Origin of the sequence: Paenarthrobacter sp. NPDC018779 (assembly GCF_044391085.1) — a bacterium.
GTDB lineage: Bacteria > Actinomycetota > Actinomycetes > Actinomycetales > Micrococcaceae > Arthrobacter.
Map to the genome: position 1 here is coordinate 40,873 of NZ_JBIRZS010000013.1, position 24,436 is coordinate 65,308.

The 24,436-nt window shown below is 63.1% G+C and carries 23 protein-coding genes and 1 tRNA gene; 9 read left to right on the top strand and 15 right to left on the bottom strand.

Annotated elements, in window-relative coordinates; translation table 11 throughout:
- Positions 1 to 56: 56 nt before the first annotated feature.
- Positions 57 to 129 (bottom strand) — tRNA-Lys (locus ACH488_RS14140).
- Between the two features lie 392 nt (positions 130 to 521).
- Between ACH488_RS14140 and ACH488_RS14145 the strand changes: the two genes are divergently transcribed.
- On the top strand, positions 522 to 1,181 hold the full coding sequence (locus tag ACH488_RS14145; RefSeq protein ID WP_397325246.1) for a hypothetical protein: 660 nt from the start codon (positions 522 to 524) through the stop codon (positions 1,179 to 1,181).
- 189 nt (positions 1,182 to 1,370) lie between these two features.
- Here ACH488_RS14145 and ACH488_RS14150 read toward each other — a convergent pair whose 3' ends face one another.
- Positions 1,371 to 2,084: a hypothetical protein gene (locus ACH488_RS14150; RefSeq protein WP_397325121.1), complete on the bottom strand. Its 714-nt coding sequence runs from the start codon at positions 2,082 to 2,084 to the stop codon at positions 1,371 to 1,373.
- 209 nt (positions 2,085 to 2,293) lie between these two features.
- Here ACH488_RS14150 and ACH488_RS14155 point away from each other — a divergent pair, with 209 nt between their 5' ends.
- Together ACH488_RS14155 and ACH488_RS14160 are read left to right on the top strand one after the other, a co-directional pair.
- Positions 2,294 to 2,911, top strand: a complete 618-nt coding sequence (locus ACH488_RS14155) for a DUF47 domain-containing protein (RefSeq protein WP_397325123.1) — start codon at positions 2,294 to 2,296, stop codon at positions 2,909 to 2,911.
- Position 2,912: 1 nt separating this feature from the next.
- Positions 2,913 to 3,929 carry an anion permease gene (locus ACH488_RS14160; RefSeq protein WP_397325124.1) on the top strand — a complete coding sequence of 339 codons (1,017 nt, stop codon included), beginning with the start codon at positions 2,913 to 2,915 and terminating at the stop codon, positions 3,927 to 3,929.
- A 72-nt stretch (positions 3,930 to 4,001) separates the two neighbouring features.
- Here ACH488_RS14160 and ACH488_RS14165 read toward each other — a convergent pair whose 3' ends face one another.
- The gene (locus ACH488_RS14165) at positions 4,002 to 4,364 is read right to left on the bottom strand and encodes a CU044_2847 family protein (RefSeq protein WP_397325125.1); all 363 of its coding nucleotides are present in this window, start codon (positions 4,362 to 4,364) and stop codon (positions 4,002 to 4,004) included.
- Positions 4,361 to 7,132: a CHAT domain-containing protein gene (locus ACH488_RS14170; RefSeq protein ID WP_397325126.1), complete on the bottom strand. Its 2,772-nt coding sequence runs from the start codon at positions 7,130 to 7,132 to the stop codon at positions 4,361 to 4,363. Before ACH488_RS14170 ends, ACH488_RS14165 begins: the two co-directional genes overlap by 4 nt.
- 151 nt (positions 7,133 to 7,283) lie before the next feature.
- Here ACH488_RS14170 and ACH488_RS14175 point away from each other — a divergent pair, with 151 nt between their 5' ends.
- Positions 7,284 to 7,484, top strand: coding sequence for a hypothetical protein (locus tag ACH488_RS14175; protein ID WP_397325127.1), 201 nt, complete (start codon positions 7,284 to 7,286; stop codon positions 7,482 to 7,484).
- On the opposite strand, the gene ACH488_RS14180 is transcribed toward ACH488_RS14175, so the two are convergent.
- The gene (locus ACH488_RS14180; protein ID WP_397325129.1) at positions 7,485 to 8,516 is read right to left on the bottom strand and encodes an LLM class flavin-dependent oxidoreductase; all 1,032 of its coding nucleotides are present in this window, start codon (positions 8,514 to 8,516) and stop codon (positions 7,485 to 7,487) included. It abuts the gene before it with no gap.
- Between the two features lie 126 nt (positions 8,517 to 8,642).
- The gene (locus ACH488_RS14185; protein WP_397325130.1) at positions 8,643 to 9,239 is read right to left on the bottom strand and encodes a dihydrofolate reductase family protein; all 597 of its coding nucleotides are present in this window, start codon (positions 9,237 to 9,239) and stop codon (positions 8,643 to 8,645) included.
- A gap of 186 nt (positions 9,240 to 9,425) precedes the next feature.
- Between ACH488_RS14185 and ACH488_RS14190 the strand changes: the two genes are divergently transcribed.
- Together ACH488_RS14190 and ACH488_RS14195 are read left to right on the top strand one after the other, a co-directional pair.
- Positions 9,426 to 9,944, top strand: a complete 519-nt coding sequence (locus tag ACH488_RS14190) for a hypothetical protein (protein WP_397325131.1) — start codon at positions 9,426 to 9,428, stop codon at positions 9,942 to 9,944.
- Between the two features lie 205 nt (positions 9,945 to 10,149).
- Positions 10,150 to 10,398: a hypothetical protein gene (locus ACH488_RS14195; RefSeq protein WP_397325133.1), complete on the top strand. Its 249-nt coding sequence runs from the start codon at positions 10,150 to 10,152 to the stop codon at positions 10,396 to 10,398.
- Between the two features lie 126 nt (positions 10,399 to 10,524).
- Here ACH488_RS14195 and ACH488_RS14200 read toward each other — a convergent pair whose 3' ends face one another.
- The gene (locus ACH488_RS14200) at positions 10,525 to 10,863 is read right to left on the bottom strand and encodes a hypothetical protein (protein ID WP_397325135.1); all 339 of its coding nucleotides are present in this window, start codon (positions 10,861 to 10,863) and stop codon (positions 10,525 to 10,527) included.
- A gap of 152 nt (positions 10,864 to 11,015) precedes the next feature.
- Between ACH488_RS14200 and ACH488_RS14205 the strand changes: the two genes are divergently transcribed.
- Positions 11,016 to 11,939, top strand: coding sequence for a LysR family transcriptional regulator (locus ACH488_RS14205; protein ID WP_397325137.1), 924 nt, complete (start codon positions 11,016 to 11,018; stop codon positions 11,937 to 11,939).
- A gap of 84 nt (positions 11,940 to 12,023) precedes the next feature.
- Here ACH488_RS14205 and ACH488_RS14210 read toward each other — a convergent pair whose 3' ends face one another.
- Positions 12,024 to 12,803 carry an isocitrate lyase/phosphoenolpyruvate mutase family protein gene (locus ACH488_RS14210; RefSeq protein WP_397325138.1) on the bottom strand — a complete coding sequence of 260 codons (780 nt, stop codon included), beginning with the start codon at positions 12,801 to 12,803 and terminating at the stop codon, positions 12,024 to 12,026.
- Between the two features lie 71 nt (positions 12,804 to 12,874).
- Positions 12,875 to 14,173: an MFS transporter gene (locus ACH488_RS14215; RefSeq protein ID WP_397325140.1), complete on the bottom strand. Its 1,299-nt coding sequence runs from the start codon at positions 14,171 to 14,173 to the stop codon at positions 12,875 to 12,877.
- Between the two features lie 130 nt (positions 14,174 to 14,303).
- Between ACH488_RS14215 and ACH488_RS14220 the strand changes: the two genes are divergently transcribed.
- Both ACH488_RS14220 and ACH488_RS14225 read left to right on the top strand, forming a co-directional pair.
- A complete protein-coding gene (locus tag ACH488_RS14220; RefSeq protein WP_397325141.1) occupies positions 14,304 to 15,182 on the top strand; it encodes a helix-turn-helix transcriptional regulator in 879 nt (292 codons plus the stop codon).
- Positions 15,183 to 15,276: 94 nt separating this feature from the next.
- Complete coding sequence (locus ACH488_RS14225) at positions 15,277 to 16,431, top strand: GGDEF domain-containing protein (RefSeq protein ID WP_397325143.1); 1,155 nt, start codon at positions 15,277 to 15,279, stop codon at positions 16,429 to 16,431.
- A 93-nt stretch (positions 16,432 to 16,524) separates the two neighbouring features.
- Here the strand turns inward: ACH488_RS14225 and ppgK are convergent, their stop codons facing one another.
- The 6 genes from ppgK to ACH488_RS14255 all read right to left on the bottom strand — a co-directional run bounded on the left by ppgK (position 16,525) and on the right by ACH488_RS14255 (position 24,415).
- Entirely contained in the window at positions 16,525 to 17,325 is an 801-nt protein-coding gene (gene ppgK / locus ACH488_RS14230; RefSeq protein ID WP_397325144.1) for a polyphosphate--glucose phosphotransferase, read from the bottom strand.
- 96 nt (positions 17,326 to 17,421) lie between these two features.
- Positions 17,422 to 19,347, bottom strand: a complete 1,926-nt coding sequence (locus ACH488_RS14235) for a family 49 glycosyl hydrolase (RefSeq protein ID WP_397325145.1) — start codon at positions 19,345 to 19,347, stop codon at positions 17,422 to 17,424.
- Positions 19,348 to 19,459: 112 nt separating this feature from the next.
- Positions 19,460 to 21,187, bottom strand: coding sequence for an alpha-glucosidase (locus tag ACH488_RS14240; RefSeq protein ID WP_397325147.1), 1,728 nt, complete (start codon positions 21,185 to 21,187; stop codon positions 19,460 to 19,462).
- The gene (locus tag ACH488_RS14245) at positions 21,184 to 22,080 is read right to left on the bottom strand and encodes a carbohydrate ABC transporter permease (RefSeq protein WP_397325148.1); all 897 of its coding nucleotides are present in this window, start codon (positions 22,078 to 22,080) and stop codon (positions 21,184 to 21,186) included. Before ACH488_RS14245 ends, ACH488_RS14240 begins: the two co-directional genes overlap by 4 nt.
- Positions 22,077 to 23,054: a carbohydrate ABC transporter permease gene (locus ACH488_RS14250; protein ID WP_397325149.1), complete on the bottom strand. Its 978-nt coding sequence runs from the start codon at positions 23,052 to 23,054 to the stop codon at positions 22,077 to 22,079. Before ACH488_RS14250 ends, ACH488_RS14245 begins: the two co-directional genes overlap by 4 nt.
- Positions 23,055 to 23,119: 65 nt before the next feature.
- On the bottom strand, positions 23,120 to 24,415 hold the full coding sequence (locus tag ACH488_RS14255) for an ABC transporter substrate-binding protein (protein WP_397325151.1): 1,296 nt from the start codon (positions 24,413 to 24,415) through the stop codon (positions 23,120 to 23,122).
- Between the last annotated feature and the right edge of the window lie 21 nt (positions 24,416 to 24,436).

A 24,436-nucleotide genomic window follows, 5' to 3' on the forward strand; every position in this document is an offset into this window, starting at 1 on the left:
CTGGTCTGTTGAGCAAGAGAAAACCCCGGAACCGTGGTCCCGGGGTTTTCGGAGGGTGGGCCCTGTGGGGATCGAACCCACGACCCACGGATTAAAAGTCCGATGCTCTACCAACTGAGCTAAAGGCCCTCCAGCTGTCTAAACAGCCATGAATACTGTACATCACAGCCAGCGGCGCGACAGAACCGTGCCGCCGCCACCTACTTTGAGCAGCGTACGACGGCGGAGCGCAGCCACAGCGGCGTGTCGGCCCGCCGTCGGCGGCAAAGTGGGTCGCGGCGCACACCCACCCGACAGTGAGACAGAACTGCGGAACCTCGCGTACCGTGACGACCCACTTTGGGCAGCGTACGACGGCGGAGCGCAGCCAGGGCGGCGTGTCGGCACGCCGTCGGCGGCAAAGCAGGTCGCGGCGGCACACCCAGGCAGCCAGGCAGCCCAGCAGCCCCAGCACCACCCAGCCCACCCAGCCCAGCCAACCGTTACTCGACCGCGTCAGGGCACAGGAGTACGGTGAACTCATGAGCGAACAGCCAGGACCACGCGCGTACGGCGGAGCCAACAGGCACCACAAGCCCAAGCCCTTCGCGCCCATAGATTTTGAACCGTTCGCCGGAGGAGCCGACCCCGCCCGCGTCTCCGAAGCCGCACACCTCGCGGCCCAGGCGCTGGTGAGGCGTGGCCGCGACAGCGACGATCCCAAGGTCACCCACAGGCTGGTCAAACTCGCTGACGAACAGGGCCTCGACGCCATCGCCGAGATGTGGGCCGAGAGCCCCGCGCGGTCGCTCCCCGGCGCCTTGTGGCGGCTCTACGCACTCCGCGCTGCCACCATCCAGAATCCAGAACGGATCTCCGTCTACTTCCGGGCGGGCCGGGACACAGCCCAGGTTTCCAACGTGGTTGCGGGCGCCGCAGAGCCGCCCGGCGCCGATGAAATGAAGACCATGGCGGACGCCATTTTGTCTGGAGCGTTCGACGGCGATTTCGACGTCGCGCTGGAACGTTCCGCCGCGTTTTGCCGGGTGGTGGCACTCGGCCAGGCGACTCTGGCCGATGGTGCCGAGCACAGCAACGAGGGCCATGCCAGCAAGCTGACCCGCAATTCCCACCAATTGGTGAAGACCGCGGAAGACCTGGAACACGCAGCGAATGCTTGGCGTTTGGGCGAACTCGATTAGCGATAAAGCAGCCGACACAGGGGCCGGAAGTTACCCACTTCCGGCCCCTGCTGTCAATGTTGACTTAGCTCCGGCTACGTAGAAAACTGAAGTTGGTGTCGAACCGCGAAACCCCCGGGCTTCAACTTATAGCCGCTTCGAGCGGCCTACCGCCGAGAGGCGTATCCGGTTCGGCACCATTTTTATGCCCTACTTCAGGGTGATCTTCGTTTCCGCTTGTTCCTTCTTGTCGTGGTCCAGCTTCCCGTCAGCACCCGCCGGCGTCATGGTTGCTGAGACCTCAGCTTCCTTGCCCGCCGTGTACGCGAAGTTCTCGGCAATGTTGAAGGACTCCCCCGGGGCCAGCTTGAACGGAGCCTCCTCCTTCAGCTTGATGCCCGAGCTGGTCAGCCCGTGCTTCTTGAACTGGTCGCTGCTGGAATCCGAGGGCATGCCGCCCAGGTACTTCCAGTCCGTGTATTTGGCGTTCGGCGTGATGAGCGAGTGGCTCAGGGGAATCTCCACCGAGGAAGTGTTGGTCACTACGTAGTTCACGTAAACCACGGGAGCGCCCTTCTTGAGCAGGTTCTCCTTGGTGTCCTTGTCCACGAACATGCTGTCCTTGGAGGCAACGTCCGTGGCCACCTGGTAGATGTCCACGCTGAAGCTGTCGCCCTTGATGCTGCCGAGCTTGTCCCCGGCATCGGAAATCGGGAGGGCCCAGGAAGCGGCCTTGTAGGCGCCCGAAGAGGAACCATCAGCGGAAGCAGAGGCGGACGGCGAGGCCGAAGAAGCCGACGGCGCGGAGGACGCGGACGCTGAAGAACCTGCCGCCGTCGTGCTTGTACCGCCGCCGCAGGCACTCAAGGCCAGCATTCCGGCAAAGGCGATGCCGGTGATCTTCACTACATTGTTGATACGCACAATTCCCCCATTGAGTTGATTAATTCGGTAACGTCACTAGATTTCCATAAAACGCGAGGGAGTTGCCATGGGGAGAAGTGCCCGCGTGTCGGCAATCCGGGAAAGCCACGTAACACGGCAGCGCCCTGCGTACAGGTAAAGTTGTGACCGAAACGGGAAGCGTCAAGTCAAGCTGCCCGCCGCCCATCCGACCCCCGACCGGAAGCGACATGAAGCTGCGCCTTTTCCCCCAGGAGCCTGCCGGGCTGGTACTTCTCGCGCAGATGGCCGGTGTCATTGTGACGGCAACGGGTACGCTCTCGGAGATCCTCGGCGCACCCGCCAGCGAGCACGAGCGGCTCAGTGAGGAACTGCACGAGCACGAGTCCAAGTCGTTGGACCTGCACTTTGCGCTCCTGACGCACATGCGCACCAGCTTTGTGAACCCGCTCCCCCGCGAGGACATGTACACACTGTCCCGCCACCTCAACGAGGCCATGGAAAAGCTTGACGCTGCCGGTGAACTCGTGGCGCTGTACAAACTGGACCGCCTGCCCAAGCGGGCCGCCGACCAGCTGGAAATCATCAGCCGGCAGGCCGAGCTCACCGTTGATGCCATGCGCAAGCTCGAGGACCTGGACGAACTCGAGGACTACTGGATCGAAATCCTGCGGCTTGCCAAGCGGGCCGAGCGGACGCACCGGACCTGGGTAGCCGAGATGCTCAAGGACATGAAGTCCACCCAGTACGCCCGGCACCGGGACATCGCCAACGAACTGGTGGAAGTCACCAAGGACATGCGGAAAATCGCTACGCAGGTAGGCAGCATCATCGTCAAGGAATCATGACGTGACCACTGCCATCCTGGTCCTCGTGGTGGGCTTGGCCGCAGGATTCGCGTTCCTGAACGGCTTCCGTGACGTCTCGAACGCCGTAGCGCTTTCCACCAGGACGCGCGCCCTCACGCCGTCCATTGCCGTGCTCCTGGCGGTCATTTTCAACTTCGTAGGAGCCATGCTGAGCGGCAGCTTCGTGCTCTCGTTTACCCAGGACTGGATCACCCTGCCCTCCGGCACCAGTGGTTTGACCATGCTCGCTTCCGCCCTGGCCGCAGCAATCCTCTGGGGCGTCTATGCCTGGTGGCGGGGCATTCCCCTGTCTTCCACGAACTCGCTCATGGGCGGCTTGATCGGGGCCGGGGCCGCGAGCGTCCTGGTAGGCGGCAACTTCATCGATGGTGTGGACTCCGTGCTGTTGACGCAGGTTGTGCTGCCCCTGGTGGTTTCGCCCGTGCTGGCGTTCGTAGCCGCCTACCTGCTGGTTTGGCCGGTCACCTGGGCCGCCCGCTACGCCCAGCCAAACGTCATCAACCGGCGGTTCCGACGCGCACAGGCAGTATCCTCTGCGGCGGTTGCGTTCGGCCACGGCCTGCAGGACGGGCAACGCACGACGGCGGTACTCCTCCTGGCGCTGGTGGCGGCGGGACTCGAATCCGGCGCGGGAGTACCCTTTTGGATCCTCTTCGTCACGGCCCTCATGCTGACGGCCGGAACACTGTTCGGGGGCTGGCGGATCTCGCACAACCTCGGGTACAGGATGATCCGGATCGATCCGCTGCGGGGCTTCGTGGCGCAAACCCTGACGTCGGTGATGCTGTTCGTCGGCGCGATCGGCCTGCACTTCCCGTTGTCCACCACGCACACCCTCACGGCCTCGGCCCTGGGTGCGGGGACCAACCAGCGCTTCCACGTGACCAACCGCCGGCTGGTGCGCCGGATCCTCCTTTTCTGGCTGGTCACCCCGATCATCACCGCGGCCGTGGCTTTCATCCTCGAGCTGGCCTTCTCGCCCCTCGCGGACCTGTAAACCCAACTGGGTCGCAGTTCAGGTCGTTCCCAGCGCTGGGAACGACCCGAACTGCGACTCACTTGGGTGGGGCTAGGCGGATGAGGTGGGATTGGTTGAGGGACTCGGCTTGTTCCACGTGAGGCGCACCGTGAAGTTGGATCCGGTGCTTGCGGCGGCAATGAATGCACCCGCTTCCGCATGGAGGTCGATCCCGAATTCCACGCTGAGTTCGTCCGGCCGGTTCTCCAGGCTCAGCAACTCATCGATCACGCCCTGCACCGCCGGCCGGACGTGCTCCAGCGCGCGTTGGAACGTCTGTTGGGCCCTGGCGAACACCCCCGAATGCTCCGCGGAGTGGTCGCCACCCCGTGTGACCAGGCTCCCGGCAGAGCTCGCCACCTCCACAACCACGGTGCCGCCGTCGTCCGTTGCAAACTCAACCAAGCGCGTCATGGTGCCGTCCTCTCCGACGATGCTGCCCGCAGGCGGCGTGCTGTCACCAGGTATCCGATGCCCACCGCTGCCAGAATGATCAGTTGAACGAGGACAAAGTAGGCGTGCGTCCGGTACCACGCCTCCATGAAGACCCCTTTGTCCTGGAACCACACGAGCGGAATGGACACAGTAGCGAGCAGCAACAGCCAGCCGAGAACACGATCCCGTTGCGAACGCAGCGCCAGGACCCCCGCCCAGAGTCCCAGCACGGCCACCGCGAGGCTTCCGATGATGGTGGTGGCTTCCACGGTGTAGTTCAGGCCGGACAAGCCAAAGACTCCGTGCGCCGCCACCAGGCAAGCCATGACCGTGCGGCCCAGGACGGAGCGGTCGGGCAAGCCTGCCACCGCGAGCATCAGGTACCCAAACGGCGCGATCAGTCCGTACACCACCCGCAGTAAACCTTCGCCGCCGGCTTCGTACGAGTAGGTTTCGTCGATCCAGATGAAGTTGATGGCGTAACCCGCCCCCACGACGCCCGCCACCAGCAGCGACGCCGCGCCCCAGGCCAGCGGGATCCAGTCGGGCGGTTTGGCGTTGCCTGCCGTGGCTTGGGTTTGCGCTTTGCTTGCGTTGGGTGCAGCGTACGACGGCGGTGCCTGGCTTGGTTGCTCGCGGCGGCTTGCGGGTGTGGCCGGGTTGCTTGGGGCCGTGTTTGGACCGGGCTGGGTGCGTTGGCGCTGCGGCTGCTCGACTGCTGGGGGCTGCGTTTGTTCGGCCGCTTGGTGCGTCCGTTGGCCGACGAGGGGGATGGGGCTGCTGGTGACGCGCGGCTTTACGGGTTCCGGGCCGGGGACTGTGCCTGAAGCCGGGGCGTTCTGGGTGCTTGTTTCGCTGGCCCGGCGCTCTCCGGCTGGTCGTTCGCTGCCTGGCCGCCGGGTGGGTTCCGGCGGAGGGTCGAAGGCCGTGTATGACCCGTGGTGTTCCTCGGGCTCGTTGGGCTGCGCCGGCTCGACCGGTGTGGGCTCGGGTGGTTTCGCCTTCTCGATCTCTTCCCTGGCAGCCGAGGCCAGGCCATCGGGGTCCGCCTGGTCCGGGTCAAGGGTGGCCAGTTCCCGTGAGACGTCCAGCACTGTTTCCCACGAGCCCAACGACGAGTGATAACGGAGCTCACCCTGCAGGTCGGCGATGCGTTGGCGTCGCTCGCAATCCTTCTTCCGGGCGGTGGCGTCAGGGTAGGCGGGATCGTCCTGCACGCGGGCAAAACTGTCCGCCGCGGCCAACCAGTCGCCGGCTTCCTCGGCCGCAACGGCGTCACGGTAGGCGCGGGACATCTCCAAACGTTCCTGGGCCGCGCTCCGAAGCATGGGTGCGTCCCGGTATCCAGGCTCCAGCGTCAGGAGGTCGGTGAACAGCTCAATGGCCTGCTCGTACCGCCGCGCCCGCAGCTCGGCCGATGCCTGGACATAGAGGGCCCGGAGCTGCGCGCGCTTCATGGCCAGTTCCGCGTTGCCTTGCGCCGCGCGGGCGGTGCCTGTGTCGCTGGCCGGCCCCACGGCGTAGGCGGCTTGCCCGCCCTGGGCGACAACCGCCGTCGTGCTTTGATCGAGTGCCGGGACGTTGCCGCCCGAGGTGCGTCCCGGCGCCGTGGTCTCCTGCTTGACCGCCGCGCGCGGTGGGCCCTTCAGCGTGAACAGTTGCGTGGACCCGCCCCGGACGTAGAGGGCGGGGGTGACCCATTCGAGGGTGCCGTCCGGGCTGGCCATGACGGAGATGCGGCCGACACGCGCGGCCTCGTCCACTGTGCGGCCGTTGGCGATGGCTGCGTAGAAGCCGTGCGCGAAGGCGATGGCCGCGGCGTCGCTGATGGCGAACTGCATGGCGGCAACCGCGCCGATCCCGCTCCTGACCAGGGCCGATGCGGTACCGGAGAAGAGATCGGCTTGGCCCATTTCGCCGGACGAGCACGAGTTGAGGACCACAAGCCGTGGGCGGGGCGAGGCGACGCTCAGGAGGGCCATGAGCCGGACGGCGCGGACCATGGCGGCCCGGCCGTCGGGGCCTACCAAGGCGATGCGGCCTTCGTCGGTGCGGGAGTCGTAGTCGCCGTGCCCCACGAAGTGGACTACGTGCCACGGACCGGCGAGGAGCATCGACTGGACGTCGTCCCACGTGCCCGTTTTCGACCAGACCAGCTCCACGCGGCCTTCATCAACGGGTCCCGCCAGTGCCCGGCTCAGGTGGTCCTTCTCGGTTTGGATGTCCAGGGCCGGAAGGTCCCGAGGGGAGGCGACTATGCCGAGGATCCGCAGCGGCGGTGCGACGTCGAGGGGGTTGAGGTTGTAGTCGGGGGCGGGGACATGCCGGAGGAGGGGCTCGGTCTGGCAGAGGTAGGTCTCGGTTTCGGGATCGAACAGGGTCTCCCACGGCATCATCGCGAGCTCGGGTGCGGAGAGCCTCAGCACTACGCGGAGTTGTTGGCCAGCGTGCTGTGCTGCACCGAGGCTGGCCCGATAGGTGCCGTAAACCTCGCGGGTGAAGAGTGCCTGGAAGAGTTCCTGGCCCACCTCGCGGACGGCGACCTCAGCGACCGGGAGGGTTCGCCTGGCCGCGACGGCCGAGGCAAGGACGGTGGCTTCGAGCTGCGGGAGCCTGTCCTGGATGCCATCCACGTCCAGGATGAAGGTGCCGGACGCGTGTCCTCCCGCCGGCGCACGGACCACGTGCACCGTATATTCTCCGCGTGCAGAGCCGGTAACGATCTCCAGCTCGATGTCACAGTCCATCGCGGGATCCCTCTGTGGTTCTTACGTACAGATTGGCCCTTGTTCCGTGTCCCTTACAAGGGGTTGTTCTCTGCTCTTGAAGGGGAATCTGCCTCGGCCTACGGTTAATCCGTGGCCTCCGGGCCTCTCATCCGAAGGAAGGCGGCGTGCGATGGAAATCTTCATGTGGTGGCTCGATCTTCATCTGGACAGCAAGGAATGGCTGCGCGAAAACCTGCGCTCCGAGGAGCTCCCTCTCCAGGTCCTGCAGCACATTGCCGAGGCCGGCGGACCGCATCAGGACGACCTCAGCGGTGGGCTTACGGAGGCGGACTGGGACTTCATCGAGACGCAGTCGGAGTTCGTGGACTGACTAATCCCTGTGCGCTGACCAACCCAAGGCCGGGCCCAGCTTCTCAGCGATATCTGTGAGGATCTGCACGTAGTCCCCGTGCTCGAAGCTGAACGGAAGCGCGAACGCCACCTCGTCCACTTCCTGGAACCCCTTGTTCGCGTACAGTTGCTCGGCGATCTGGTCGCTGGTGCCGATGAGGTCCTGCGCGAACATCACCCGCTTGGGGCCTTGGGGAGCCTTGGTTCGGGGTGTGCGTTCGTCGACGTAGCGCTGGTACTTTTCCCTCTGGGCGCTTGACGCGGAATCGGTGGGGATCACCACCAGGCCCTGCGAAACCCTCGCCGTCTGTCCGGCCGGTGCCGCCTCGCGGAAGGCCCTGATCTGGCTTTGCTGGATCTGGGCGAAGTCCGGGTCCTGGCCTTCCTCCGGAAAAATGACACTGCTGGAGAGCAGGTTGAAGCCGTTCTTCCCCGCCCAGACGGCCGACTTGAGGCTGGCGGCGCCATACCAAAGTCGATCCCGCAGACCGGGGGAGTGTGGTTCCACGCGGTTGGAGAACTCCTCCACCACACCCTGCTTGCCGGAGAACTCGCGCACCTTTTCGCCCGCCACCAGCCGGGCGAGGCGTTCCACGCGGGCGTAGCTGAAGTCCTCAGCGTCGGCAGAATCCGGGTACAGCTCGTGCTTCACGGTGTCGTAATTCATGGGTTCACCGACGCTCAGTCCCGGGTTGATCCGTCCACCGGAGAGCACATCCACTGTGGCAAGATCCTCGGCCAGACGCAGCGGGTTCTCCCAGCCGAGCGGGGTGACAGCCGTCCCGAGCTCGATCCTCGACGTACGCTGGCTTACGGCGGCCATCACGGCGATCGGGGACGAAATCCCGAATTGCAGGTGACGGTGCCTGAGCCAGGCACTGTCGAAGCCGAGTTTCTCGCCGAGTTCGATGATCTCCAGCGTGGACCGGTGCCCCGCCGCCGGATCCGCGGGATCGAACAGGCCGATGGTGAGGAAGCCAAGCTTGCGGAGCGGGCGGTCGGGGTTGGGCATGCGGGTTCCTTCACGGTGGGGCGGCGGCTACTGCCCAGAATAGGCGCCCGCTGAGATCACGACGGCGGGAGGTTACCTTTTGTGATGAGCCGCCGCTGTTTCGCTGCCAGTGACCGTGTGCCCGTCTCATGCATACTCGGGGCGGCCGCCCACTCGGTAGGTGAGCCCCACGATTCCGCTCGCAAAGATGCGAGAGTCAGTCAGTTGTAGTTTGAAGTCGAGCCCGTGGTGCGGAAATACGCGTTCGCCTTCGCCGACGATAACGGGAAACTGGACCAGATTAAGTTCGTCCACCAGTTCGTTCTCGAGCAGCCATCGTGCCAGCGAGACGCTGCCAACCACGAGAAGTTCGCCGCCGGGCCGAGCCTTGAGTTCTGTCACCCGGCTGGGAAGGTCGTCTGGGATCACAGTTGTCTGTTCCCAACCTGGTGCAGCCAGGGTGGTCGAGACGACGTACTTGGGCTTTGAGCTGATTGCCTCGCCGAAGCCGCCGTCGTCGCTGCGCGCACCCCAGTAGGTTTCGAACAGTCCGTAGGTCTTCCGTCCGAGGAGGAATGCGTCGGGGCGCCTCCAGGTATCGAGGATGTACTGAACGGCTTCAGCGTCGTTGAGCGGAATCGCCCAGCCGCCGCGAGTGAATCCGGGATCCATTTCCTCATTGTTGCCGCCGTTGGCTTGGGCGACACCGTCGAGGGTGACCTGCAGGCTGACGGTAAGCTTCATGACCCGTTCCTCTCTGGCGACAAGATGGTCACAAAGTAGCAGCGAGGGCAGACACGCGGAACCCCGAGTACTCACGCCGCCTTCCCCAGCAAAAGAGTGGTGACGTGCTCACGTCTGCTGAATAGGACAACGCCCGCTTGTGCGCGCCGACATAGTCCAGTGGTCGGACCTAAATAGATTTGAGCCATGACATTGCCTCTCGTCGGAGATGAAGTTGTTCATCTTGATTCCGGCACGTTTATGTGGGTCCAGTTGACGCGTTTCCTCATCGACCCGGATCAGGACGACCAATCTATTCTTGAAAGCCTGATCGAGAGCCCCGGGTACCAGCACGACTATGCCTCGCCCTTTCCCTCGGCCACGGAAGTCCGAGCATGGGGAATACATGGTCGGTGGGTGATTGATGCCATTCAACCGGGTCTGTTCGAGCCATCGACGGCCGAAGCGGCGAAGGCCGAGATCGCCATTTGGGCCAATGACCAAGAATGGACGGACCCGGAATACTCCCAGCCCCACGAAGTTATTCAAAGGCTGGAAACCATCTACACCCTGATGGGCTCGGGCACTGTACTGAAGCTACGCAATCCCCCACGGGAGTCCGAGCATGACTACGGCTTCGTCACCGGAAACCTAGGCTTCCACGAGTTCATCGTCATTGATCGGATCCTTCGCACACTTCACGTCATTGTGGCTTCGGATGACTGAAATGAGGCCGACCATAAGTCCTGCTCCACAAAGCCAGGCCGATACAGGGGACATGGGCGCGGGTCACGGGGTGAGGGACAGTCGGGCATTCGTTTCCTTTGGCCGACCAACTTGTGCCTCGTGGTGGGCACTCCTCCCCATCGTGGTGCCAAGTCCTCGCTGGTAGCTTTGGCCGTATTCGTTCAGGCCTATTTGGGGAGAGACTATGAAGCGTAGAAACACCATTGCCAGTATTACCGCAGCCATCGCAGTTGCCGTCGGAGGCCTCGCGGTTGCGGCGCCAGCGCAGGCTGCGGGCTACTCATACCTTTACCCGACTGACTTCAGCACCCAGTCCGCGTGCAACACGAAGCGCCTGACGATGAACTCCTCCTGGACCCGAGCGAGTCAGTGCTTCATCATGACCGACACCGGGAAAGTCGTATGGAAGTTCTCTGTCACTGTGCGCGGATAGCTTCACGTTATATTCGCTGGCTGCGCCGAGCGCCACCACCAGCACAATACGAAGTGCCCTCATCCAAAGGATGGGGGCACTTCCGTGCCTGAATCACACGAGACAAGAAACCGCCGGGTGAGCCGCCTACGCGCACTTGGCCACCGGGACCACCACATGGGTGCCGGTGTCCGTCGTCGTAAATTCCCTGACGTCCGCGGTGGGCGCGACGGTTTCCGCCGCCGCGCGCTGCTTGGCGCGCATGCGGAAAATCGCGATGCTGGAGATCAGGAACCACGCAATGTTGGTCACAACTGAGGGCCACGCGCCATGAAGCAAGCCATTGAGGATGAACGCGCACGCTCCGAACAGGTTCACGGCCTGGAAGCTGATGCCCGGCTTCAGCCAACCCATGGAGACTGACATGAAAGCGCCAAGCATCGCCGCCGCACCGGTCCATCCAACAACTTCCCACAGCATTTCCATTTCAGTCCTTTCACGAGTTGGCGCCGGCCGGAGCGGCAAGCGGATTTTGGTGAGATGGGGGCCGGAAGAAGTGGCCCTGAGATAGATCTTGCTGGAGATATTTGTTTAGTTCAATTGCATTTATCTGAAGCCGGTATTTAGGATCTCTTAACATGGAAATGGACCCGCGCCGACTCCTCGTTTTGCTCGCCGTGGCCCGCACGGGCGGGGTCCTCGCGGCGGCCGACGAACTGCGGATTACGCCCTCGGCTGTGTCCCAGCAGCTGAGCAAACTCGAGAGCGAAGCGGGCCAAGCGCTCCTGGTCCGGACGCCCAAAGGATCGGTGCTCACGCCTGCCGGCCTGGCCATGGCCGAAGCCGGTGAAGAGATTGAAAGGGCACTCAGCGTTGCCCGGACCCGCATGGAGGGCGAGGCCAAGGTGGCCGGTGTTGTCCGGGTGGGCGGCTTCACCAGCTTCATGCGCACGGTGGTGATTCCACGCCTCCCCGAATGGCGCAGCATGTACCCGCAGTTGAAGATCGACATTGTCGAGGACAGCTTCCCGCCCCTGATGCGGCTGCTCCGGCAACGCCAACTCGACGCCGTGGTGGTGGAAAAGGATTCGACGGCGGCAGAGCAGCAACCGCTGGCATCGGGAATGGTGGAGGAACCCCTGCTGGACGAACCCTGGAAACTGGTGGTTCCGGCGGGGTCGTTGCTGGCTACGGAAAGCATTGACCTTAGCCGCTTGCCGTTGCCTTGGTTGGGAGTCGAGCCGTCCGCGGCCAACATCGCGGTGCTCGGCCGGCTGCGTCATTCAACAGGTGTACGAATCGAGACCGTCCACCAATACGCAGATACTTTGACGGCGCTCGCGTTGGTGGCGGCCGGCGAGGGTGTGGCGATTGTGCCGACGTTGGCCCTGACGGGTGTGATCCAGGACCAGGTGGATGTCCTGGATGTTCCCGGCCTGGGAACCAGGCACATCGCCTTGCGGCGTTTTGAGCGGCGGAGGCCAACGAGCCTGCCCGTGGATACTGTCGCGCGGCTCCTCAGGGAATCGGCGGCCGCATTCGATACGCGGTCCGGTTCATAAAAGCGGCCGGCTCATGAAAGCGGTCCGGCTCATGAAAATGGCCCCGCCGCTGCGATAGCGACGGGACCACATCATGCCTGACAGTTAGTTCAGCGCAGGAGTGTCCTTGGGGATGACGCCGGAGCCGTAGAGGTCGGAGGCCAGGTCCTGCAGGGCACTGAGGGCAACCCGCTGCGTGAACGGACCGTAGGAAACCCGGGCCACGCCGAGTTCCTGCAGCTCGGCTGCGGGCAGGGCGCCGGGGGCGCCGATGACCGAGAGCTTGCCGTGTCCGAGGCCAGCCACCAAAGGCTCGATGACCTCACGGGTGAGCGCGCCAGGCACGAAAACCAGCGCAGCACCGGCGTCGAGGAAGGCACGGCCACGCGCAATGGCGTCCTCGATGCTCTCCTGGATCGGCCGGTCGCCACCCTTGGCGATGGCGTCAGTGCGGGCATTCAGCTGGAAGGCGATGCCTTCATCGTCGGCGGCCTTGATGATGGCCTGCACACGGGCTACTGCCTCGTCGAAAGGCCGCAAGCGGTCCTCCACGTTGGCGCCCACAACTCCGATGCCGATCGCCCGGCGGATGGTTTCGGCAGGGTCCTCGTAGCCGTCGTCGAGGTCTGCGGTGACCGGCAGGTCCACTGCCTTGACGATCCGCTCCACGCCGCTGAGCGCCACGTCCAGGGGCATGGTTCCGTCGGCGTAGCCGTAGGCCGCTGCGATGGAGTGGCCCGCTGTAGCGATGGCCTTGGTTTCGGGCAGGGCTGCGATCGTAGTTGCGCTGACCGCATCCCACACATTGACGACACTCAGGATTTCGGGTGCCTCGTGCAGGGCCTTCAGCTGTTGCGCGAGTGCGGTGGTGTTTGATTCGCTCATGGTTTCTCCGTCATCCGTTTGTGGGAGTGGGCTTGCACATTCCAAGCACAACCTAGGCATATGCCCACCGCCTAATGCAAGGTGGTGCTTCGCTCCGTGACGCGCTGTGCCGTGACGCGCTTGGTTTGCCAGGCAAGGAACGCGGCCAGCAGCAGCACGACCGCGCTGGCCAGGAACGTGCTTTCAAAACCGAGCGAGTCGAACAAAACGCCGCCCAGCGTAGACCCGAGCGCGATGCAGGTCTGCACCACGGCCACCATGAGTCCGCCGCCCTGTTCGGCATTGTGCGGCATGGCTTGTGCCACCCAACTCCACCAACCCACGGGCGCCGACGTTCCGAGCAGCCCCCAGAGACCGAGAAGAACCACGACGGCGGCGAAGACCGCACCGAACGGGATGAGGGCCGCCGCAATGAGTGCCATGACGGCCGGAATCACCATAAGGGTCCGGTACAGCCCCGCGCCCAGAAAGCGGCCAATGAGCGCGGTACCCGCGAAGCCGGACACCCCAAGGACCAGCAGGACCAGCGATACGGATGTCACATCCGCCCCGGTCACCGTTTCAAGGAAAGGCCGGACGTAGGTGAAAAGGATGAACTGCCCCATGAAAAAGGCGCCGCAGGCGGCCATTCCCCAGGCGACGGCGGGCTGGCGGAAAGCGGTGAAGATGGCGAAGATGCTGCGCACCTTTGGTGCCGGCGACGAAAACCCAGCGTCCGACGTCGGGCCTGTTGCCGCCGTCGGGCTGGTCGCCGACGGTGCCGCCAAGGACGGCAGCGAGAACCAGAGCCACACCACGCAAATGACGGACACCGGAACCAGGCAGAAAAAGGCGCCGCGCCAACCGATGAGTGAGCCAAGGTAACTGCCCAGCGGTGCCGCCAGCACGGTGGCCAGGGCGTTGCCGCCGTTGACGATGGCCAGGGCGCGGGGAACGCGGGGTGCGGGAACCAGGCGAATGGCGGTGGCTGCGGACATGGACCAAAAGCCGCCGATCACGACGCCGATGAAGGCGCGACCCACCATGAACGGCAGGTATCCCGGTGCGAGGGCGATCAGGGCACCTGAGGCGCCCATCAGCACCGCCAGGCCAATCAGCAACGTCCTCCGGTTCAGCCTGCCGGCCACCGTGGAGATAAGCAGGCTGGTCAGGACTGCGAACAGTCCCGAAATCGCGATGCCCTGCCCCACCAGGCCCTCGGAGACTTGAAGGTCCTGGGCCATGGGGGTGAGCAGGCTGACCGGCATGAACTCGGAAGCCACCAGGGCGAAGGCTCCGAAGGACAGGGCGAAGACCCCGGCCCAATGACTCACGGAATGCGTGTCAGCATGGGCTTGGGGTTGGGTGGCAGTGGAAGTATCTGGTGACATGGCTGGGCCTCTCCGGTAAAGCAACTGAGACCTATCGGACCACGGTCCGTTCAACAGGTGGGAGGCCCGGGTTATACGGGTTCCAGCAGAACCTCTCACAACGAACGCGTGGGGTCGTAACGTGTTGACCATGGACAATCGATCGGAGGTGCGGGAGTTCCTGATGTCCCGCCGCGCACGAATCACCCCTGAGCAGGCAGGCATCGAATCGTTCGGTGCCCGTCGCCGTGTTTCCGGCCTGCGCCGTGACGAGGTGGCACGCGTGGCCGGAGTGAGCGTGGACTACTACACGCGCTTGGAGCGGGGAAACCTGTCCGGAGTATCGGACAGTGTGCTGGACGCAATCGCCGGGGCGTTGCAGCTGGACCGTGCCGAACAGGACCACCTTTATGATCTTGCCCGCACGGCAAACCGCGGCAACCGGGCCAAGGCCAAGAAGGCCGGCCCCACCCTCGACCCCGCTTTGCAGTACTTCCTGGACGCCATCACCGGTGCTCCGGCCCTCATCGCGAACAACCGCATGGACGTGGTGGCGGCGAACGCCCTGGGCTACGCCATGTATTACGACCTTTTCCGCAGCACGGCCGGGCCGGCGAACCACTCCCGGTTCATCTTCCTGGATCCGCGTGGACAGGACTTCTACCCCGACTGGGAACGGGCCAAGAACACCAACGTGGAGATCCTGCGCCGCCAGGCCGGACGTTTCCCGCACGACAAAGGCATTGCCGAACTGGTGGGTGAGCTGTCCATGCGGAGCGAGGAGTTCCGGACACCGTGGGCCGCTCACAATGTGCGGCGCCACCGTTCAGGCATGAAGAATTTCCATCACTCGGTAGTGGGGGCTTTGGAGCTCACCTACCAACAGCTGGAGCTAGATGAAGACACAGGCCTGCACGTCACCGTGTACCCAGCCGTTCCCGGAAGTTCCAGTGAGGAAGCCCTGAAGCTTCTCGCGTCTTGGGCGGCGACTGAAAACGTGGTTGAAAAGGTGGCCGCGGGCGCCAGCTGAGGCCTCCTGCACGCAGCCCGCCGCGTCATGTTCGGCCCATCCAAGGGAAGGCTTTAAGCTGGTCCGTTGGATGGGGGCGTGGATGCTGGATCTGGTGAGTTTGAAGTTGGCGTTGGCAATCGTGACGTTGACGTTGTGCGTGCTGTTTTTGGGGTCCTATCGGCGGACCCGGTCCCTGTACAGCGCCTGCTGGTGCGTTGCGCTGGGCTGTTGGCTGGTGGGCAATGCTGCCTACTGGCTGAAAGGCACCGGCTGGACGTGGGCAGCGAACCCGTTCGGAAATGCGCTGCTGGTAGCGGGCGCTTTCGGAGTGTGGGCAGGGTTCCGGTCCCTTAGGGGGTTGCGGGCTCCGTTGTGGCCTTTCCTTGTGGCTCCCGGGGCCACGGCCTGTGCCTCGTTCCTGGAAACAAGCACTGACGGAGTCTGGCCCGGCGGCCTGGTCTACTTCGTTTCGATGGCAGTGGGGATGGCGCTGGCCGTCCGGGAACTGGCCATGCTGAAGTCGCCGGCGTCCCAGGCGCACCGGCCGTTGCTGGTTGTCGCAGCGATCCTGGTGGCCTATTTCGGTTGCCGGGCCGCGGTGTATGTCCTGGATGGGCCCACCAGCGAAATACTCAACTCGTTCTTCAGTCCCGCCATCACGTGCATGCTGCTGCTCATGTTGCTGGTGTTGGTCTCCTTCAGCATGACCGTGCTCAGCAACGACCAACTCATCACCGCACTCAACGAACGCGCCACCCGGGACGGTATGACCGGGCTCCTGAACCGTGAGGCGTTCATGGAGTTGGCAGGACGCGAGCTGGCTGCCGTGCAGCGGACAGGTGCGGTTGCCGCCGTCGTACTTGCCGACCTGGACCACTTCAAGACCATCAATGACACGCACGGCCACACCGCCGGCGACGCCGCAATCCGGGCCTTTGCCGCAGCCTGCGAAGGGTCACTGCGCCGGACGGATCTGGTGGGCAGATACGGCGGCGAAGAATTCGTCATCCTGCTGCCGGGTGCCGACGAGGTTGCGGCCGGAGCCATCACGGCGGAAATCAGCCGCCGCCTGGCCGCTGCTCCGGCGCCGGACGGGCTCAGTTTTCCTACGGTCAGCTACGGGATCGCGTCCACCCCCTGTTCCGGGCCGTCGCTGGAGGAACTGATCCAGACGGCGGACGAGGCCCTTTACCAGGCCAAAGCCGCGGGGCGGAACCGGGCGTTCAATGTGGCTGGCCAGGTGGAGGCGGGGGTGGTGCGAGGGTGAGTGCGCTTCGGGTGCTTTGGAAAGTTTCGAAAGGGCCGTCAACCAATTAAAACCACTGGAGCACACCCTCGCTTTGGGACACGCACCTGTCGCTCAGGCCACGGCGAGGAGGGTGCGGGCAGTCGCCGCATGCCTGGCTGCTCCGTAGATTCCGGCTTCGTTCCTCAGAGTAGCGGGAACCACAGGGGTTCGCAGCTTGAGGTAGGGAAGGTATTCGTCCGTTCGTTGGGAGATGCCGCCGCCGATGATGATCAGTTCGGGGGAGAAGATGAACTCGAGTTCGGAGAAGTAGCGTTGCAGCCGGACGCTGTAGTCCTTCCAGGTCAGTCCTTCGCGTTCGCGGGCTACGGCGGATGCTCTGATTTCGGCGTCGAATCCGTCGATGGAGAGGTGGCCGAGTTCGGTGTTTGGAACCAGTTGTCCGTCGAAGATCAGGGCGGAGCCGATGCCGGTGCCGAGGGTGATGACAAGGACTGTGCCTTTGGTTCCTCTGCCTGCACCGCAGCGGGCCTCTGCCAGGCCGGCGGCGTCGGCGTCGTTGATGACCGAGACGGGTCGGCGGAGTCGCTCTGTGAAGAGGTTGTTGATGTCGAGGTTGATGAAGGCTTTGTCCATGTTCGCGGCGGATCGCGATATCCCGTGGCTGACGATCCCGGGGTAGGTCACCCCTACTGGGGACTGTGCATCGACTGAGTCAGTTCCTGCCGTCAGCTCGGCGGTGATTTGGGCAACGACTTCAGCTACTTGTGCCGGGGTTGCCGGTTGGGGTGTGGGGAGGTGGGTGAGGCTTCCTTGCACAATGCCTTTCTCGAGGTTGACGAGGGCGCCCTTGATGCCTGTGCCGCCAATGTCAATGCCGATGTAGTGCGCGCTTGTGGGGGTGTTCGTGGCCATGGTGTTCCTTCGGCTTGTGATGCAGAAGAGGGCGGCAGCCTGCTTGGCTGCCGCCCGCTTCATTGCGATCTGCGTTGGTGGTTGGTTCTTTTGGTGTCAGGGGGTGGTTTTGTAGGCGTTCCAGCTGTCCCAGTTCTCGCCGTCGAAGCCGAGTCGTCCGGGCTGGTAATCGGCCCAGTTGTTTGCTGTTTTCTCGATCACTTCACCTCCGACGGTGTAGTTCTCCAGGGACAGGCCGTTGCCGTCGGGGACCTCGTTGCCGATGGTGACTTTTTCGCCGGCGGCGTTGGTGTAGCGCTTGAGGTGGCTGACCTGTGAGGTCCAGTCGAGGCCGTTCCACGCGTCGATGTTGAGGTTTTTGATGTTGATGTTCTCGGTGTTGGAGAGGGCGTAGACGCGGATGGCGCAGTTGGTCATGCCTTCGACTGTGAAGTTCTCAAACGTCATGTTCTTGACGGTGGTGGTGGGGTCAGCTTTGGCTGTGGAGCCCATGTCCTCCCAGTGCGAGGAGGAGTTGAAGATGCACGTGTTGTATTTGACGTCTTTCCAGTACATCCGGTTGTGGATGACGGTTGTGTTGGTGACTTTAACGTTGTCTATGTTCCGGGGGGTCCAGCCCCATTGGACCACGGGGCCGTTTTCGTTCTTCCAGATCACGGTGTTATCGATGGTGACGTCGCTGTGGTACATCTTCAGGACATCGTCGTTGGCGTTGAAGAAGGTGTTCTTCATGGTGCTGCCGTCGTAGAGTTCCAGTCCGTCGGTCTGCCAGTACCAGCTGCCGACCTGCTTGTAGTTCTCCACGTTCATGTTGAAGCGCTCGACCCCGATTTCGGTTTCGCCCTCATGGGCGTAGACGACGAAGGAGTGGTAGGGCGGTTCGTTGATCGTGACGCCTTGAAGGTCGAGTTTCTGTCCGGTGTTGGAGGATTCGAACTGGAGCATTTTCACGCAGGTGACGTGGCAGTTGGACGCGCCGTTAAGTGCCTTGTATCCGTTGCTGGTGTCCGGCTCGTAGACGTATTGCTCGCCGGAGAGGACCCCGTATCCGGTGACTTTGTATTGGGTTTGGTTGCCTTCGGGGAACTTGAATGCGCCCTTTACGTATGCCCCGGGTGCCAGGTAGACCCACTTGACGTTCGGCGGCAGGACCGCGTGGTAGTCCGATCCCATGTAGTAGGTGCCGGGCTTGAAGTAGATGATTTCGTCGGTGACGGTGTTGAGGTTCCGGACGGCGCCCTCTTTGGGATAGTAGATGCTTCCGTCAGACCGCTTGGGGATGAGGCGATCCTTGGCCTTCTTTTGAAGTTTCGGTTCGGCGAAGATCATCATCGAGTTGCGGGGTTCGGTGTGGATCGCCCTGTTGCCTTCGGCTACGGTGGTCAACTTTCCGCTGTTTCCGGACATATCGTTGAAGGCTGTGTACAGTTGCGGTTCGAATTCGACCGAGAACCGGTACCCGGTGTCACTGTAGGGGACCTTGATTCTGACGGTGTCCGCATCCACGAGCTGCTTGTCGAAGTTGTAGCTGCTGGGCTTGATTTGTACCTGGTTCGCAGACGTGACTTTCTCCCCGGTGCGCAGGCTGACGTCAACCCAGACGTCCTTGGCGTACTCGAAACTGGACCAACTCATCGAGAGCCCGGCCTGGGAGGAAAACTCTGCTCCGTCTTCTTTGGTGTAGCCGATTTTTCCTTTCCCGCTGCGGGGGATGCTCATGTAGGCGAAGGAGTCGTAGCTTTTGTCGGGTTTCTTGGCTTCGGAGACTTTGACGTCGTAGACCGCTGACTGGCGGACCTGGTCGTTGGCCGTTGGGCTGGTGGTGTTGAAGGTGCCGTTGGTGTGCCACCAGGTGTGCAGGTTGTCGGTGTCGGCGGTCTTGATTTTGGTTGCTGCTGGGGGTTTGTTGGGTTTGTTGTTCTCTGTTGCGTGTGCGGGCAGAGAGACGGCGCCGCCAAGGAGCATGGTGGTGGCGGCGATGGTGATGGTTTTGGTTAGTAGCCTCAGCCCTGTTGTGGGCATGATGGTTTCCTCTCGTTGGTCGGGCGGGCTGCCCGTGGAGACCGCACTATTGGGGGGTGCGGCACACTCCGTTGTGTGGGTGCTGATGGTCACGCGGCAGGTTGGCTTGCCTTTAGGCGAGGCGTTTTTTGAGAACGACCACCTCCCAGGGCCGCAGTTCCTGAGCCAGGGAACCGTCCGGCTGGTTTCTCAGCAGTACCTCCGCGTCGGCCCATTTGGTGCCGATGCTGGAAGAAAAGGTGAACGGTTCCGAAGAGCAGTTCGCCACAACGAGCAGGGCTGTCGTGTCATTGGTGCGCGTGTAGGCGAAAATCTGCGGGTCTTTGGCGTGGAGGAGCTCGAAGCGGCCGTCAACGATGACCGGTTCCTCGTGACGGAGCCGGACCAGGGTGCGGTACCAGGCGAAAATGGAGCCGGGGTCCGTGCGCTGGGCGGCGGCGTTGAGCCATTCATGGTTTGGGTTGACCGGGATCCACGGGGTCCCTGTGGTGAATCCGGCGTTCGGTGTCCCGTCCCACTGGACTGGTGTGCGGGCGTTGTCACGCCCTCCAACAGCTATCCCGGCCAGGAGATCGGCTGCGCGGCTGCTGTCGCCTTCCTGGTTGGCTTCGTTGTAGTAGTTCAGGCTTTCCAGGTCGCGGAAGTCTTCGATGCTTTGGAAGGACATGTTGGTCATGCCGAGTTCTTCGCCTTGATAGATGTAGGGCGTTCCCCGCATCAGGTGCAGCACGGTGGCCAGTGCTGTTGCTGATTCGTGCCAGTAGGTGGTGTCGTTGCCGAAGCGGGACACGACGCGTGGTTGGTCATGGTTGTTCCAGTAGAGGCTGTTCCATCCGACATCGGCGAGGGCATTCTGCCACCGGGCGAAGGAGTGCTTGATGGCAACGAGGTCCACCGGTTTGCGGGTGAATTTCCCGCCGGGGCCGTGGTCCAGGCCCACGTGCTCGAAGTGGAAGACCATGTCCAGCTCACGCCGGTCTTGGTCGGTGTAGAGGCGTGCCAGTTCGGGTGTGGCGTCGACCATTTCCCCGACGGTGATCAGGTCGGCGTCGCGGTGGGAGAACACTTCCCGGTGCATTTCCTGGAGGTATTCGTGCACCTTGGGGCCGGAGCCGTAGAACTGGATGCCTTCGCCCCAGCTTTGGCCGTCCGTAATCGCGCCGTCGGGCAGCTCGGGGTGTTTGGAGATGAAACTGATGACGTCCATCCGGAACCCGTCGATGCCCCGGTCAAGCCACCAGTTCATCATCTGGTAGACGGCGGCGCGCACCTCGGGGTTGTCCCAGTTCAGGTCCGGTTGCTTTTTGGAGAACAGGTGCAGGAAGTATTGGCCGGTGGTCTCGTCCAATTCCCAGGCGGAACCGGAGAAGAAGGAGCCCCAGTTGTTCGGTTCTGCTCCGTCGCGGGGGTCGCGCCAGATGTACCAGTCGCGTTTGGGGCTCTGGCGGCTGGAGCGTGATTCGGTGAACCATTTGTGTTCGTCGGAGGTGTGGTTGACTACCAGGTCCATGACGAGTTTCATGCCGCGGGCGTGGAGTGCGGCGATGAGTTCGTCGAGGTCTTCCAGGGTGCCGAAGGTGGGGTCGACGGCGTAGTAGTCGCTGATGTCGTAGCCGTTGTCGTCCTGTGGTGAGGCGTAGACGGGGGAGAGCCAGACGACGTCGACGCCGAGGTCTTCGAGGTGGTCGAGGTGGTCGATGATGCCTTGGATGTCGCCGATGCCATCGCCGTTGGAGTCAGCGAAGCTGCGCGGGTAGACCTGGTAGACGACGGCGGCTTTCCACCACTCGGCGGTGGGGCTCAGGCTGGGGTGGCGTAGCGCGGGTTGGGTGCTGGTCACTTGATGGCTCCGATGTTGACCCCTCGCATAAGGGTGCGTTGGAAGAGAAGGAAGAAGATCAGGGCGGGCAGGATGCCTGCCATGGAAGCTGCCGCCAAGGCAGTGGGGTCGCTGGTGTACTGTCCGCTGAGGGCACCCAGGGACACCGAGACTGTTTGGTTCGCCGCTGAGGGCAGCAGCACCAGCGGGAGGAAGAAGTCGTTCCAGGTCCAGATGAAGAAGAACGTCACCAGCACGGTCAGGGTGGGTCTGGTGAGAGGGAAGACGATCATCCGCAGGATCTGGAACCGGCTTGCCCCGTCGAGGCGTGCTGCTTCGAGGACTTCGGTCGGGAAGGAGCCCAGGACCGAGGCGAGCATGTAGGTGCCGAACGCGCTTTGGAGGACCGCGAGGATGATGGTCACCCCGGTGAGGGTGTCGTAGAGGTTCAGTTCCCGCGATAGCACGAACAGTGGGTAGACCAGTGCCTCTTGGGGGATGGTGAAGGCGAGCATGAACACGGCCAGGATCCAGACCCGGCCTTTGATGCGGCCGATGCCGATGGCGAAGGCGCTGAGCAGGCTTAGTGCCGCGGCGATCAGGGCCACACTGCCGGAGAGGATAATGCTGTTGAGCAGTTTCTGGTTGAAGTTCACCCCTACCCAGAAGTCGATGATGGCGGTGAAATCGAGTTCGGTGGGTACGCCGATCGGCCCATCTGCGATGTACTCGGCCGAGGGTTTGAAGGCGTTGATCAGTGCGAGCCAGAACGGGAAGACCATCAGCAGCGCTGAGCCGGCCAGCAGGATCAGGATGGTCCATCCGCTGACGCCGCGCCGGTTTTTGGCGCTTCGGCTGGTTTGCGTTGGTTGTTGCCGGCGCTTGGGTGTCGTGGTGGGGGCTGTGGCGGTCACTTTTCGAATCCCTCGGCGTTACGGGTCTGGAAGCGCAGCAGCACGATCGCGATGATGGTGACCAGCAGCGCCAGTAGTGTGGCAACGGCGGCGCCGTAGCCCACTTGGGTGGTGGTGAAGAAGTTTGAGTAGGAGAAGTAGGCGGGCACGATGGTGCTGGTGCCTGGACCTCCCTTGGTGAGGACGTAGATCGGGGCGAATACTTTGAGCGCCGCCACGGAAGTGGTGATCAGGACCACGGCGATTTCGGGGCGGAGCTGGGGAATGGTGATGCTCCAGAACCGTTGGAACCAGCCGGCCCCGTCGATTTCGGCGGCCTCGTAGAGGGCCGGGTCGACTCGGGACAGGCCCGCCATGAACACAACCACGGTGTAGCCGATCTGGAGCCAGATCAGGACGTTCATGACTGCGAGCATGGCCGTGTCCGAATCGCCGAGCCAGTTTTGCTGCAGGAAGCCCAGCCCGATGTCATCCAGGGTGGTGTTGATGATTCCGTATTGCGGTTGGTACAGCCATTTCCACAGCACACCTGCGACAACGATGGGGAGGATCTGTGGCAGGTAGAACGTGGCGCGGAGAATGCTCGCGACCCGGGAGCCGAACTTGGGTGCGATGTAGTCGAATAGAACTGCGGCGAGTAATACGCCCAAGGCTGTGGGGATGATCGCCATGCCCAGGATGAAGGCGATGCTGTGCAGGAAGGATGCCCAGAATGCCGGATCGGCCACGAGCCTCGCGTAGTTGTCCAGTCCGACGAATTTCGGGGTGCCGACGCCCCGCCAGCTGGTCAGGCTGTAGTAGACGTTCATTCCGAACGGGATCGCGACGATGGCGAGGAACCCGATGGCGCCGGGTAAGAGGTAAATCCAGTAGCCGTGGGAACTTTCCCGTGCTGTGTGCCGGGAGGATTTCTTGTTCCCCGGCGAGGGGGTGGGGGAAGCGGTGGCCGTGGGGGCCGGGGTGACTGCGGTCATGATGTGTCCTTTGGGTAGGCGGCGGCACTGAGGTGTACCGGTGCCGCCACCTGGATTGGTGCCCGCTACTTGGTGGGCTTGCCCTGTTCGTAGGCGGTCTTGATGGCCTCGACGGCCTTTTCAGGGGTGACGTTGCCCTGGACCAGGTCGCTGGTCTGGGCGACCAGTACGTCGTTGAGGCCTGCCACGGGCCAGTCCGGGTACCAGCCCAAACCGCCGTCGTTGCTGTTGAGCAGTTCGTTGAATCGGGGCGTGGTGAGCTTCCCGATCGGGGTGGTGATGGCATTTTCATCGCCGGCGACCGGCACGGCGCCCTTGTTGCCCAGCATGTTCTGGATTTCCGGGCTCATGGTGATTTCGATGAAGTCGTAGGCCAGTTCCTTGTTCTTGGCCTTCTCGGGCACTACCCAGAGGTTGCCGCCCGAGCCGGGGTGCTGGTCATTGCCCGGGAAGAGGAACTGGTCGAATTCGAAGGATTTGATGTCATCGGCGAAGCTGCCGGCCCACCAGGTGCCGGAGACGAACATCGGGTACTGACCGGCGGCGAAGGCATTGCCGGCGTCCTGTGCGCTGACCCCTGTGGAGTCCTTGCTGATGTAGCCGCGCTTGGTCCAGTCCTGCACCGTGCGGGCTGCCTTCTCCCAGGCGCTCCAGTCAACCTCGCCCTCAAACTGCTGGTAGGCCGACCAGGCCTTCTTATCCATGTTGGCCAGTGCCAGTTCGTACAGCAGGTGGGTTCCCGGGTAGTCCTGGGAGCCGAGCGCCAGTGGTGTGACGCCGGCACCGGAGAACGTCTCCATGGCCTTCTCCAGCTCCTGAAGGGACGTGGGGACCTTAATGTTCTGCTTAGCGAAGAGATCCTTGTTGTACCAGACAGAGACATATTCGCCGTAGTTGGTAACGCCGTACCGCTTCCCGGCACCCATGATGCCGTCCTCGTAGAGACCAACATCCTGGGCCGTGCCCTCGAGCTTCCAGTTCCGGTCTTTCGCGACATCAGTCAGGTCAGTGAGCAGCCCGGCCTGGGAAACCACACCAGCTGTTGCGTTGCCCTTCAAATACTCGAGAACGTCGGGTGCGTCGTTGGAATCAAGCAGGAGCTGGCCGGACTGCTGCATCTGCTCATATGTCTTGAGTTCGAATTCGACGGTGACATCCGGGTGCTTCTCCTTGAAAAGCTCCACGGCGCGGTTCCATCCGGCGGAAAGGGCGCTGTCATCATTTTCCCACCACCACACCTTCAGTGTCTTCGGCCCGGAGCTGGTCTCCGGGGTGGAACATCCGGACAGGGCCAAAGCGGCAATGGCTGTTCCGGCCAGGGCCGCGAATGCCCGTCGCGAGAATCTCGTGGTGCTGATCATCGGTGACCTCCGTTGGTCGGG